At 38.9% G+C, this 12,819-nt stretch carries 11 protein-coding genes; 1 reads left to right on the top strand and 10 read right to left on the bottom strand.

Features of this window, described 5'->3' with window-relative positions; translation table 11 throughout:
• Nucleotides 1-19: 19 nt before the first annotated feature.
• From xerC to MWJ95_RS07530, 8 genes are all read right to left on the bottom strand, one after another.
• Nucleotides 20-919 carry a tyrosine recombinase XerC gene (gene xerC, locus MWJ95_RS07565; protein WP_249073141.1) on the bottom strand — a complete coding sequence of 300 codons (900 nt, stop codon included), beginning with the start codon at nucleotides 917-919 and terminating at the stop codon, nucleotides 20-22.
• 347 nt (nucleotides 920-1,266) lie between these two features.
• Nucleotides 1,267-2,580, bottom strand: a complete 1,314-nt coding sequence (gene trmFO, locus MWJ95_RS07560) for an FADH(2)-oxidizing methylenetetrahydrofolate--tRNA-(uracil(54)-C(5))-methyltransferase TrmFO (RefSeq protein WP_249073142.1) — start codon at nucleotides 2,578-2,580, stop codon at nucleotides 1,267-1,269.
• Nucleotides 2,581-2,598: 18 nt separating this feature from the next.
• The gene (gene topA, locus MWJ95_RS07555; RefSeq protein ID WP_249073143.1) at nucleotides 2,599-4,677 is read right to left on the bottom strand and encodes a type I DNA topoisomerase; all 2,079 of its coding nucleotides are present in this window, start codon (nucleotides 4,675-4,677) and stop codon (nucleotides 2,599-2,601) included.
• A gap of 92 nt (nucleotides 4,678-4,769) precedes the next feature.
• Nucleotides 4,770-5,666, bottom strand: a complete 897-nt coding sequence (gene dprA / locus MWJ95_RS07550) for a DNA-processing protein DprA (RefSeq protein WP_249073144.1) — start codon at nucleotides 5,664-5,666, stop codon at nucleotides 4,770-4,772.
• A 324-nt stretch (nucleotides 5,667-5,990) separates the two neighbouring features.
• Entirely contained in the window at nucleotides 5,991-6,893 is a 903-nt protein-coding gene (gene sucD / locus MWJ95_RS07545; RefSeq protein WP_249073145.1) for a succinate--CoA ligase subunit alpha, read from the bottom strand.
• Between the two features lie 17 nt (nucleotides 6,894-6,910).
• Complete coding sequence (gene sucC, locus MWJ95_RS07540; protein ID WP_249073146.1) at nucleotides 6,911-8,071, bottom strand: ADP-forming succinate--CoA ligase subunit beta; 1,161 nt, start codon at nucleotides 8,069-8,071, stop codon at nucleotides 6,911-6,913.
• Nucleotides 8,072-8,237: 166 nt separating this feature from the next.
• The gene (locus MWJ95_RS07535) at nucleotides 8,238-8,534 is read right to left on the bottom strand and encodes an EscU/YscU/HrcU family type III secretion system export apparatus switch protein (RefSeq protein WP_249073147.1); all 297 of its coding nucleotides are present in this window, start codon (nucleotides 8,532-8,534) and stop codon (nucleotides 8,238-8,240) included.
• Nucleotides 8,531-10,426: a hypothetical protein gene (locus MWJ95_RS07530; RefSeq protein WP_249104900.1), complete on the bottom strand. Its 1,896-nt coding sequence runs from the start codon at nucleotides 10,424-10,426 to the stop codon at nucleotides 8,531-8,533. The genes MWJ95_RS07535 and MWJ95_RS07530 overlap by 4 nt, the downstream gene beginning before the upstream one ends.
• Nucleotides 10,427-10,591: 165 nt before the next feature.
• Here MWJ95_RS07530 and MWJ95_RS07525 point away from each other — a divergent pair, with 165 nt between their 5' ends.
• Nucleotides 10,592-10,807, top strand: coding sequence for a hypothetical protein (locus tag MWJ95_RS07525; protein WP_249104898.1), 216 nt, complete (start codon nucleotides 10,592-10,594; stop codon nucleotides 10,805-10,807).
• A 57-nt stretch (nucleotides 10,808-10,864) separates the two neighbouring features.
• On the opposite strand, the gene MWJ95_RS07520 is transcribed toward MWJ95_RS07525, so the two are convergent.
• Nucleotides 10,865-11,623, bottom strand: coding sequence for a ribonuclease HII (locus tag MWJ95_RS07520; protein ID WP_249104896.1), 759 nt, complete (start codon nucleotides 11,621-11,623; stop codon nucleotides 10,865-10,867).
• A 291-nt stretch (nucleotides 11,624-11,914) separates the two neighbouring features.
• Nucleotides 11,915-12,790 (bottom strand): ribosome biogenesis GTPase YlqF, encoded by an 876-nt coding sequence (ylqF, locus tag MWJ95_RS07515; protein ID WP_249073151.1) that lies wholly within the window; start codon nucleotides 12,788-12,790, stop codon nucleotides 11,915-11,917.
• Between the last annotated feature and the right edge of the window lie 29 nt (nucleotides 12,791-12,819).

Genomic DNA, 12,819 nt, shown 5'->3' with positions numbered 1-12,819 from the left:
TGCCTTCCTCCTTAGCTTATTATGCCCTTGGATGAGCATTCATATATGTTTGACGAAGATGCTCTTTTGTTACATGTGTGTAAACTTGTGTAGAAGTTAAATGAGCGTGGCCTAATAACTCCTGCACTGTACGTAAATCTGCGCCATTATTCAATAAATGTGTAGCAAAAGTATGGCGAAGCATATGTGGATATATTTTCGTATGGAGCGAGGCCTTGTCAATCATTTCAGTTAAAATATGACGTACACCTCGAGGAGTAAGTTCCCCACCGCGCATGTTGACAAACAATTGCTGATGATTTGTGCTCTTCATCAATCGTGGACGAGCTTGTTCTATGTAATCCTGCATAGCTAAACTCGCAAATTGCCCGAATGGAATAATACGTTCTTTTCGCCCTTTTCCCATTACTCTAATAATTGAATAATGGAAATCAACATCTTCTACTTGAATCGAGGTAAGCTCACTTACACGAATACCTGTCGCATATAACAGCTCTAATATAGCCGTATTTCTTAATGATTTCAAATCATCGCCAACATTCGCATCAAATAGCTGCTTCAATTCTTCTTCGTAGAAAAAACTTGGTAAGCGTGATTCTTTTTTGGGATGATATAGTGATCGAAAGGCCCCATCGTCTAATCCGTGCTGTCTATTTAGAAAGCGAAAGAAGGAGCGTATTGAGGAGATCTTCCTTGATACAGATGATCTTGCTCTCTTTTCATCGTACAACTTCGTTACATAAAGACGTGCATGTATATACTCAACACTAGCTAAATCATTTACGCCCTCTGCCTGCAAAAACGCTAAAAAATCTAGTAGGTCCGATTCATATTCTCGCACTGTGTGAACAGAGAAGTTTTTTTCAATTTGAATATAAAGCATAAACTGCTCAAGTGCATCTTGGGACGAAACTAACATTAAAAGATTCACCACCAATGAATTATTGATAACCTTCTCAAATTACAGGTCGTCGCCAACGTGGTTTTTTACAAATGCCACCACTGGCTGATGAGCCTGAATTGCTTTCACTTGCCATTAAAAGCATGTCAATTTTCATTTATCCTCTTTAGGTTGTCACTTTGGGTATCGTTAATGTAGAAAACATACATATTGACACTATACCTATCTTCATCATATAGCAAGTGGAAATGTTTATATTTTGAGAAAATCTCCATACAAAATAATAAAATACGTGTAAATCAGCATTTTGTCTACAAAAAGAAAAAGCCTCTAAGAGTATATCAACATTTAGAGGCTTTTTGCAATCAAATTGTTTGTGAATTCACAAAATTACGAATTGTGCTTATTGCACGTGTAGCATGCATCTCTGCACGCTCTGGTTTTGAACGACGTCCCGGTGGTAATTCAGGGAAAATTCCGAAGTTAACGTTCATCGGCTGGAAGTTTTTCGATTGTGCTTCTGTTATATAACGCGCCATACTTCCTAATGCCGTTTCGAATGGGAAGATAATTTGTTCTTGTCCCAGCGCTAATCGAGCTGCATTAATACCAGCAATTAATCCGCTACCAGCAGATTCAACATATCCTTCGACACCTGTCATTTGGCCTGCAAAGAAAATATTTTTTCGTTCGCGAAGCTGATAAGTTTTCTCTAGAACCTTTGGTGAATTAATGAACGTATTTCGATGCATAACTCCATAACGAACGATTTCAACATTCTCTAATCCCGGAATTAACTGCAATACTTCTTTCTGTGGGCCCCATTTTAAATGTGTTTGGAAGCCAACGATATTGTAAAGAGTTCCTGCAGCATCGTCTTGACGTAATTGAACAACTGCATAAGGTCGTTTCCCTGTTTTTGGATCTTCTAGACCTACCGGCTTCATCGGTCCAAATAACATTGTTTTCTCCCCGCGAGCAGCCATTACTTCAATCGGCATACAGCCTTCAAAGTAAATTTCCTTTTCAAATTCTTTTAATGGCACAACCTCTGCTTCGATTAACGCTTGACGGAAACGATCAAATTCTTCCTTTGTCATAGGACAGTTTAAATAAGCTGCTTCCCCTTTATCGTAACGAGATTTTAAATAAACCTTTTCCATATCGATGCTGTCTTTTTCAATAATTGGTGCTGCAGCATCATAGAAATATAGATAATCTAAACCTGTTAAGCCTTGAATTTTTTCAGCTAAAGCTTTCGATGTTAGGGGTCCTGTTGCAATAACAGTTATGCCTTCTGGAATTTCAGTGACTTCCTCATGAATGACTTCCACTAGAGGATGGTTTTTCACTGAGTCTGTCACATAGCCCGCAAATTCATGACGATCCACCGCTAAGGCACCGCCTGCTGGTACTGAACATGCATCTGCTGCCTTCATAATTACGGAATCTAAAATACGCATTTCTTCTTTAATTACACCTACGGCATTTGTTAGTCCATTTGCACGTAGTGAATTTGAACAAACAAGCTCTGCAAATTTATCAGTATGATGAGCTGGTGTTTGCTTTACTGGACGCATTTCATAAAGTTTAACTTTCACACCACGTTGAGCAATTTGCCAAGCAGCCTCACTACCTGCAAGACCTGCGCCTATTACATTTACTACTTGTTCAGTCATGTTCTTACCATCTTTCTATCATTGAGTAGGTGTCTCTTCATAGTCACATTTCGTACATTGAATTTGAACACCTTTTTTAATTTTTTTCTCTACTAATAATGCACTACATTTCGGACATGGTCTACTAATCGGCTTGTCCCAAGAAACAAATTCACACTCAGGGTATTGATTGCAACCATAGAATAAACGCTTTGTTTTACTCTTTCGTTCTACAATTTCACCTGTTTCACATGAAGGACATTTTACGCCAATAGGTTTCATAATTGCTTTTGTATTGCGGCAATCTGGGAAGTTTGAACAAGCCATAAATTTCCCATATCGCCCAAGCTTATAGACCATTGGAGATCCACAAAGCTCACAATCCTCGCCAGCGGGTTCATCTTTTATAACAACCTTTTCCATAGCCTCATCTGCATGCTTTACATGGACCTCAAAATCCTTATAAAACTCACGGACAATTTCTTTCCACTGACGACTACCTTCTTCAATATCATCCAAATCTTGCTCCATTTGTGCTGTGAATTCGATATTTATTTCATCAGGGAAAAACTCTAGTACGAGTTGGTGCACGATTTCTCCTAGCTCAGTCGGCATAAATCGTTTTGCATCTAATACGACATAGCCACGGCGCTGTATTGTATCGAGGGTCGGTGCATATGTGGACGGGCGCCCTATACCTAACTCTTCCATTGTCTTTACAAGACGCGCCTCTGAATAGCGTGGTGGTGGCTGTGTAAAATGTTGCTTCGGCTCAATTTCAAGAGATTTTACTTGATCGCCAACTTCCATTACAGGTAGAAGCTTTGTTGTTTCTTCTGTTTGATCATCTGTACCCTCAATATATAACTTCATAAAGCCAGCAAATTTAACTTGTGAGCCGTTTGCACGGAATAAAACATCCCCATTTTGTAAATCAACAGCAACTGTATCAAGTATAGCCGGCGCCATCTGACTAGCGATAAAGCGCTCCCAAATTAAACGATATAAGCGCAATTGGTCACGACTAAGCACTGTTTTTAATTCATCTGGAGTTCGCATCGTACTAGTTGGACGAATGGCCTCATGGGCATCTTGTGCATTGGATGCTTTTTTAGCTTGCTTCGACTCCGTGGAGATGAATTCTTTACCGTACTTAGATTCAATGTAGGCAATCGCCTCAGTTTTTGCTGTGTCCGAAATACGTGTAGAATCGGTACGCATATAAGTAATTAAACCGACTGTCCCCTCTTTTTTACCAACATCAATACCTTCATATAATTGTTGGGCAAGCATCATCGTTTTCTTAGCACGGAAATTTAACTTACGTGCGGCCTCTTGTTGTAAAGAAGATGTTGTAAAAGCAGGTGCTGCATTTCGTTTACGTTCTTTTTTAGATACATTGACAACTTCAAAACTTGTACCTTTAACATTTTTTAAAATAGATTTTACTTGTTCTTCATTTGTTAATTTAATTTTTTCTTTGCCATTACCATAATAAAGCGCATCGAACGTTTTCTTACCTTTTTCAAAAGATCCTTCAATTGTCCAATATTCTTCCGGTTGGAAATTTTTAATTTCATTTTCACGATCAATAATCATGCGTAGTGCTACAGATTGTACTCGTCCCGCTGATAATCCCTTTTTAACCTTTTTCCAAAGGATCGGACTAATGTTATAACCAACAAGTCTATCCAAAATACGGCGTGTTTGCTGTGCATCTACTAAATCCATATTAATAGGACGTGGATTTTTAAACGATTCTACAATTGCATCCTTTGTAATTTCATTAAAAACCACACGACAATCTGAATTGATATCAATATTTAACGCAGTCGCAAGGTGCCAAGCAATCGCTTCTCCCTCGCGGTCTGGATCGGCCGCTAGGAAGACTTTCTTCACTTTTTTAGCTGCAGACTTTAATTCCTGTAAAACAGGACCTTTACCACGAATAGTAATATATTTAGGTTCAAAATCATTTTCAGGACCAACACCCATTTGGCTACGTGGTAGATCACGAACATGCCCGATAGACGCTTTCACTTTATATTTTTTCCCTAAATATCGTTCAATTGTTTTTGCTTTTGCTGGTGATTCTACAATCACTAAATAATCCGCCATCTATGTCTCCCCCTTAGAGAGGTTTATTGCTAATTTTTTTAAGTTACCTGTTGCAAAATGTATAACAGATTTTAAGATAATGCAACTTTTTTTCAATTTTTGTTAGAAAAGAGCGTAAGTGTTTCAACGATTTCGTGACCATTGCACACTGGAATAGCTCCTTCTAATAGTAGTTTATTTGTGCCTTTTGATTGTTCTGCATTAATTGGACCCGGTACTACAAATACATCTTTTCCCTGCTCTAATGCATATTCTGTTGTAATAAGCGTACCACTTCTTAATGCCGCTTCTGTTACAACCAAAGCTTTGGACAATCCGCTAATGATTCGGTTACGCATTGGAAAATGCCATTTTTCAGGTTTCATATATGGCGGATACTCTGTGATAAGTAACTGATGCTCCGCCATATGCTTATTGAGAGACTCATTTTCCTTAGGATATATATAATTAAACCCGTGGCCAAGTACTGCAATTGTGGACCCACCGAATTTTATCGTTGTTTCATGAGCTATCGTATCAGCCCCTCTTGCTAGCCCGCTTACAACTGTATATTCGTGTTCAATAAGAGGTGGAACGATTAGATCCATCGCAGTCTTTGTATAGACGGTAGCCTTTCTAGAACCTATAATGGCTACTTGTTTTTCTTTCGTTATTAGCGAATACCGACCTTTCACATACAATACAGTAGGTGGACTTGATATTTCAAATAATTGCGCCGGGTAAAAAGGATGATGAAAAGGTATAGGGAAAATATTTGCCCGCTCATAAGCTTCTTCAAACGACGTTGTCATAATTTGTCGAAACCTTTGGGATATTTCCATTGCTTTGTGCGATGGAATTTGCAGTGCTTTTGAAATCTCGTAGGGGGGCGCTTCTTCAAAATAACTTAGTATATCCACCGGGGACAATAATTGTTGAAGTTTTTGAAGTGGTAATGGGTAAATATAATGTAAGGCTAGTAATCTCTGTGTATCGACTGAAAAAATCATTTAAAAACCTCCTTTTATATAGAAGAAATTAAATGACCGCATCTTTAATGACACAGCTTTTTTAGGAAAGGTCCTTTTAAAAAGTAAGTAGGAAGTTTTTCATCTCTTGAACACAATTCCGTTAGAAGCATATGAAAGCCGTGTCTAAAGTAATTATACCCTGGCATAATTCTCTGGAATCTGCATTGTACTTTGCCTGCAAAGCACTCTTTTCTGATTCCATAACATCCGCCGGAGGCTTTAACTTCTTTCAGCGGGTGTCCACACACCCGCTGAAAGAAGTTAAAGAAAAAGATGTAGCCACAACGTGCTACATCTTCCATTTTAATGGGTTTTACATTTTTCGTATAGCCCTTTTTCTTTAATGACTTTAATAAGGGTTTCACCAATGACAGATGGCGTTTCTGCTACTTCAATACCAGCAGCATTCATGGCCTTAATTTTCTCTGCTGCTGTCCCTTTACCACCTGAAATAATAGCACCAGCGTGACCCATACGTTTTCCTGGAGGCGCTGTTTGTCCACCGATAAAGCCAACGACAGGTTTCGTCATATTCGCTTTAATCCAGTCAGCCGCTTCTTCTTCAGCTGTACCCCCAATTTCCCCGATCATAACAACTGCATATGTTTCCGGATCGTTGTTAAACGCTTCCAAAACATCGATAAAGTTCGTACCATTGACAGGGTCACCACCGATACCTACAGCTGTAGTTTGGCCAATACCAGCTTGTGTCAATTGGTGTACAGCTTCATATGTTAACGTACCAGAGCGAGAAACAACTCCTACATGCCCTTTCGTATGGATATAACCAGGCATAATACCAATTTTACATTCATCTGCCGTAATAACACCTGGGCAGTTCGGACCAACTAGACGTGTCTTTTTACCTTCCATATAACGTTTAACCTTAACCATATCAAGGACAGGAATATGTTCAGTAATACAGATTGTTAATTCTAATTCAGCATCAACTGCCTCTAAAATAGCATCTGCCGCGAATGGTGCAGGTACATAAATAACTGAAGTTGTTGCGCCTGTTGCAGCTACAGCTTCCATTACAGTGTTAAATACAGGCACTCCTTCGATTTCAAGACCACCTTTACCTGGTGTTACACCAGCTACAATTTTAGTACCATACTCAAGCATTTGCTTCGTATGGAAAAGCGCTGTTTCGCCCGTAATCCCTTGTACAATTACCTTCGTATCTTTATCAATAAATACAGCCATTGTTCTCCCTGCCTTCCTTAGCCTACTAGTCCCACAATTTTTTGTGCACCGTCAGCCATTGAATCAGCTGCAACGATGTTTAAACCAGATGCATTTAAAATTTCTTTTCCAAGTTCCACATTTGTACCTTCTAAACGTACAACTAACGGTACAGCTAAGCCAATTTCTTTGGCAGCTGTCACAACACCCTCGGCAATAATGTTACATTTCATAATTCCGCCAAAAATGTTTACGAAAATACCTTTTACATGTGGATCAGACAGAATAATTTTGAAAGCTTCTGTTACTTTTTCTGCCGTTGCACCGCCACCTACATCTAAGAAGTTAGCAGGGCTTCCGCCATAATAACTAATTGTGTCCATTGTAGCCATTGCAAGACCAGCTCCATTAACCATACAGCCAATGTTGCCATCTAGAGAAATATAGCTAAGGTCATATTTTGATGCTTCGATTTCCTTTGGATCTTCTTCATCAAAATCGCGTAATTCGACAATATCTTTATGACGATACAACGCATTTGCATCGAAATTAAATTTAGCATCTAATGCCAAGACTTCACCTTGTCCAGTTATAACAAGTGGATTAATTTCAACAATAGAAGCATCTTTGTCGATAAATGCTTGATACAAGCCTAACATTAATTTAACAGCTTTCCCTACTAGGTTAGCCGGAATATTCATATTAAACGCCATGCGACGTGCCTGGAAACCTGTTAATCCAACAACAGGATCCACAACTTCTTTGAAGATTTTTTCTGGATTTGATTCCGCTACTTCTTCAATATCCATGCCACCCTCTTCAGACCCCATCATCGTTACCCGGGATGTTGCACGGTCTAATACTAAACTTAAATAGTATTCTTTTTGAATATCAGAACCCTCTTCAATATATAAGCGTTTTACTTCTTTTCCCTCTGGACCTGTTTGATGAGTTACTAAAATTTTACCTAGTAATTCTTTTGCGTATGTACGCACCTCGTCAAGGTTTTTAGCGATTTTTACGCCTCCTGCCTTTCCGCGCCCACCTGCATGAATTTGCGCCTTGACTACAGTCACATTAGAGCCAAGTTCTTTCGCTACTTTCACTGCTTCATCAGGGGAAAAAGCAACTTTTCCGTTTGGTACTGCTACACCATATTTTCTAAGAATCTCTTTCCCTTGATATTCATGGATATTCATAATACATCCTCCCATCAAACATTTGCAAAATTGTTTTACTAACATAATCTATTCTAACGAAAGATTCTGATAAAGTCTATACCTTGTCTCTTATTCGTTTTTTATCTATTAATATGACGCTTTTTTCTGCTTTGTGTACTAAAACAGAGTTTTATGATAATCAGAATTATTCGTTTTTTCTATATTTTTGAGCATATTGTTGATCTAATCGATAAATAAATGCAAAAACTTCAGCAACAGCTTCATACAATTCTTCTGGGATTGACTCATTTAAATCTAATTGTCCAAGTAATTGAACAAGGTTTGGATCCTCATAAATAGGGACATCATGCTCATTCGCGCGCGCTAATATATTTTCTGCTATTTTGCCTTTTCCTTTCGCTACTACTGTTGGACTATCAAAACTGCCTAACTTATAAGTGAGAGCAATAGCCTCTTTTCGAGTAAATTTTTCTTCACTCATACGCGAAAATCCACCCCACTATGTTCCTCCTGCTGTTCTACTACAGGGGTTGTTTTTGCAGGTTGGGCTTTTTCAAATTGCTTAATAAAAACGCCTGAAAGTTGATATTCTTTTTCAGCTAAACCTATTTTTAACGCTGCTTTTAGTGGTTCTGCAAGCGGAATGATATCATCATTTTCATTAAAAACTGTCACAGAAACTACACGATTTTGAACCTGCATATCAATAACCGTTTCTTTCATAGATTCCATTTGTAAATAAAATAATATCCGCGCGTAATTCGCATCAATTTTACCGTCTTTCTTCATGCGTCCATTCCACTGTAATGTGGCATCCATTTTCTTGCCGAAGAATTCTAATGGTACTTGCATAATAAGCTGATGCTGATGACCATTCTCGCCTGATGCTAACTGCATACCGTTCATACGTGTCATTAACATTTCTGCTGCTTCCTTTAGCTGGGGAGCAATATGTGTTTCTTGCAATAATGTATGTAGCTGCGGTTTTAATTGATGTGCAATCTGCTGCATATCTGTTGACTTATCACTAAGTGTCGCTTCATAGCTAACTCCTAGGTTTTTTAAAACCGTTTTAAGTGCATGCTCCATTGCTTTACTGTCCATAGAATTTTGTACATGGGCATCTGCTTGAGTAACGATCTGCTGAATCATGGATTGCGGTGATTCAACACTATTTCTCATAAGATTTCGCATGAATGCTTCGTTTTGTAGCGGAGTGGTTGCTTCATGCTTTATAAGTGATAATAAATGGTCTTTCACCGAAAGAGCATTGGCATCTTGTGTAAATAAACGCCCCGAGGAATTTTCTGCAAACGCCTTTATAAGTTGTTCTTGCATTTGTTTTGCAAAAATTTCTAGAGTTTGTTTAGTTGCAGGTAGCTGATTAAAGCGATCGATCAGTTGATTGGCGGACTGCTTTTGTTCGTTGGTTAATAAGCTTTGATTCGCAGTCCATGATTTAAGCTGGTCTACAAGATGATTGATATTGTCAGATTTTGTCGTTAAAATTGTTTGAATAACTTGTCCAGCCTGTTGCAGCGGATTTGACGGCATAGACTTTACATCGCTTAAGCTAGACCAATTTTGCAAGGTTGCCTGCTGTGGAAGTATCCCTGCCTCCTTTAAAATATTCAAGGCTTGAATCTTTTCACTCATAGAAGCAGTATTATTAGTTAATATTTGGATGGGTTTAGCAAGTACTAAACCACCTGTTTCTACTTCAAAAGGCTTCGCAATTGCCTGTACCTGCTGCATTAAATTTTGCTTTAGCATTTCTGGTAAAGCTATATCCTTCGTTAAAAGTTGTGTAAAGTTTTCCATTACGGAAACCATGCCAGCAGTTTTTTGTCCGCTAATAAGAGCTTGAAAAACATCATTTGTCATTGGCATTTTTAACTCCACCATTTTTTGAATGGCTTGTAAGGCATCTATTTTATTAACGCCCTCCGGTAAAGCCTTTAACCAAACTTCTGCCTGCATTAGCTGTTCTTTTGAAATTGGCAGCTGAGCTTTCATAAAATGAGCTAAAAGCTGCTGCATTTCCGCTGTTTTTGGTAAATTCATTGACTCCAGTAACTGATTAATTTGTTGACCTTGGGTAGCCGTTTGTGCCATAGGACCTGTAGCAACTTTTAGTTCTGTTTGCGGGCTTGTACCCGTTACTTGAAAGAAATGGCTGTCACCTGCTTTTAGCGGGACTTCAAGTTTAGCAACAAACTTTTGGTGTCCAACTTGTATTTCTGCCATTTGATCTGGATATAATTGCTTGATGGTTCCTTGAAAAACTTGACCTTGTTTTAAAGTGAGTGGCTGATTAACGGAGGTTGAAGCAGTTTGTTGCATTTGAATCGGATTAAAAGATGTGGCTGTCATATACATACTCCTTTCCTCAATTACTTCTTGGCGTAATTGGCTTTTTATTTTTCGCTCATGTTCTTCACCATAGCATAGGGTTGATTTCCGCTCCGACTGGGCGCTTTGTTGCTGACGCTTCGCTTTCGCGCAGAGCAGAGCTTCCTGGGGGCGTCGGGGCAACAGATGTTTTTTGCGCGAAAGCGTAGTGTTAACGCAGCGGCAGCAGAGGGTTTTGCTTGTGCGAAAACGCAGCGACAGCAACAGCAGGATGTTGGTCACGAAGGCGTTATCACAGGATGTGATGGTTTTAGCCTTCGTTCCCCTCTCGCTGATCCCCAAGGAGTCGCCCAGTCTCCGCTCCAATCAACTTATCCACATGATATACGTTTTATCAAATAGCATGCTGAACTTTAGGTGATGTGCCTCTTATTTTTCGTATTCTGTTTTCAAAATTCTTTAAAGCATTGACTTTATCGGTTCAAATGACTTGCGATGATGAATAGTTGGTCCGAACTCTTCAAGTGCTATTAAATGCTGCTTTGTTCCATAACCTGCATGCTGAGCAAAACCATACATAGGAAATTCTTCATCTAATTGATCCATATAGTCATCTCGAGCCGTTTTCGCCAATATCGATGCAGCTGCAATAGCTAAGCTTTTCGCATCCCCTTTAATAATTGGATCCTGTGGAATAGATATTGGTAGCGTCATAGCATCAACTAATACATAATTAGGTTTAATAGATAACGATTCTACACTTGTCTTCATCGACTGCTTCGTCGCTTCGTAAATATTCAAATTATCAATTTGTTGTGCCGATTGAAAATGGATAAAATAGCTTAATGCATGTTCCTTTATTAAAGCCGCATAGGCATTGCGTTTATCTTTTGATAATTGCTTTGAATCATTTAATCCGACTAGAGCCTCACAGTTTGTTGGTAAAATAACAGCGGCTGTTACTACTGGCCCTGCTAACGGTCCACGCCCTGCTTCATCTACCCCTGCGATTAAGGTATCTTCTCCGCCATAACTTTGGTCAAAATTGACTTTCGCTTGATGATCCTGGAGTAACTGTTGTTTTTTCTCTTGGCGCTTATTCCAGCTTTGCCAAGCCTTTTGCACACCTGTACGTTCATCAGTTGCTACCCCTGTCATCCAGTCCTGCCATCCCTCCGCTTCCTTCAATGCTGCAGTAATTTCTTTAATCGTTTTCATCTATTTACTCCCTTTTTGGTTCATCAGATCAATTATACCTCGGTAATTATTCCGTGACATCCGCCAGAGGCTTTCGTCCAACGGATGTTTGCTGTAGCGAGAGCGAAGCGGTAGCTACCAAGCGCCCAGTTGAAACGGAAAGTAATCCTACTTTATAATGAAAAGCTCCTATTGATTCAAAAATATTTTTGCTTCTTTTTCTCGTTCTATATCCTATATCGGCAAGAATAAGTATTCCTAAAAGAAAAACTGTCATGCTCACGATTTCTGGCGTGAGTATGACAGTTTTCTTTATTGCTGCTCTGTTTCTTTTTCAAGTTGTTCGTCAACAAAGTCAAATGTTAGCTTGCCTAATTGTAACCCACGAATATCACGTACGATTAGTTGAGCTACTTGATCATAATCGATTTCTCCTCCAGGACCGAAAACACGACGAAGTTTACCAATATGATCGAAGGTATCTACTAAATCTTCATGGATAAACTGTAAGCCATAGCGTTCTTCCATTCGTGACGGATAATGAGTGGATAAAAAGCGTAGACCATAAACAGCTAAATCTTCCATATTCGTTATTGTATCCTTTATAGCACCAGTCAAGGCTAATTTAAAACCTACTTCTTGATCTTCAAATTTTGGCCATAAAATACCTGGTGTATCAAGTAACTCAAGCTCTTTACCAACCTTTATCCATTGCTGAGCCTTAGTAACCCCTGGGGTATTCCCCGTTTTTGCTATATTTTTCTTTGCTAGGCGATTAATTAGCGTCGATTTCCCTACGTTAGGAATCCCAACAATCATTGCACGAATGGCTCTTGGCTTCATCCCACGTGACTTCATACGCTCAAATTTTTCTTTTAATATTTCTTGAGCAGCCTTTGTAACCTGCTGTAATCCTTTACCTTCAAGGGAATTGATTGCTACTGCCTTATGACCCTTTTGTGCAAAGTATTCAACCCATTTACGTGTTTCATGTTCATCTGCCATATCTGACTTATTTAAGATAAGGAGACGCGGTTTTTGATTAATCACTTCATCTATCATCGGATTTCGTGAAGATAGAGGTAAACGAGCATCTATTAATTCAAATATAATATCAACTAGCTTTAATTTTTCTGTTACTTCCCTGCGAGCCTTTGCCATATGCCCTGGAAACCATTGTATAGTCATATCTATACCTCCTAAACTAAAAGAAAAAG

Origin of the sequence: Lysinibacillus sp. Bpr_S20 (genome assembly GCF_023337835.1) — a bacterium.
Taxonomy (GTDB): domain Bacteria; phylum Bacillota; class Bacilli; order Bacillales_A; family Planococcaceae; genus Lysinibacillus.
Note: the sequence above shows the minus strand (reverse complement) of the source record. Positions and strands in the feature narration are given on the sequence as shown.

Coding starts and splice junctions, on each gene's coding strand:
- MWJ95_RS07525 (WP_249104898.1), top strand. CDS start 10,592: ATGTTTTTTGCGCGAAAGCGTAGTGTTAACGCAGCGGCAGCAGAGGGT.
- xerC (WP_249073141.1), bottom strand. CDS start 919: ATGTTAGTTTCGTCCCAAGATGCACTTGAGCAGTTTATGCTTTATATT.
- dprA (WP_249073144.1), bottom strand. CDS start 5,666: ATGATTTTTTCAGTCGATACACAGAGATTACTAGCCTTACATTATATT.
- trmFO (WP_249073142.1), bottom strand. CDS start 2,580: ATGACTGAACAAGTAGTAAATGTAATAGGCGCAGGTCTTGCAGGTAGT.
- sucC (WP_249073146.1), bottom strand. CDS start 8,071: ATGAATATCCATGAATATCAAGGGAAAGAGATTCTTAGAAAATATGGT.
- MWJ95_RS07530 (WP_249104900.1), bottom strand. CDS start 10,426: ATGACAGCCACATCTTTTAATCCGATTCAAATGCAACAAACTGCTTCA.
- MWJ95_RS07535 (WP_249073147.1), bottom strand. CDS start 8,534: ATGAGTGAAGAAAAATTTACTCGAAAAGAGGCTATTGCTCTCACTTAT.
- ylqF (WP_249073151.1), bottom strand. CDS start 12,790: ATGACTATACAATGGTTTCCAGGGCATATGGCAAAGGCTCGCAGGGAA.
- sucD (WP_249073145.1), bottom strand. CDS start 6,893: ATGGCTGTATTTATTGATAAAGATACGAAGGTAATTGTACAAGGGATT.
- topA (WP_249073143.1), bottom strand. CDS start 4,677: ATGGCGGATTATTTAGTGATTGTAGAATCACCAGCAAAAGCAAAAACA.
- MWJ95_RS07520 (WP_249104896.1), bottom strand. CDS start 11,623: ATGAAAACGATTAAAGAAATTACTGCAGCATTGAAGGAAGCGGAGGGA.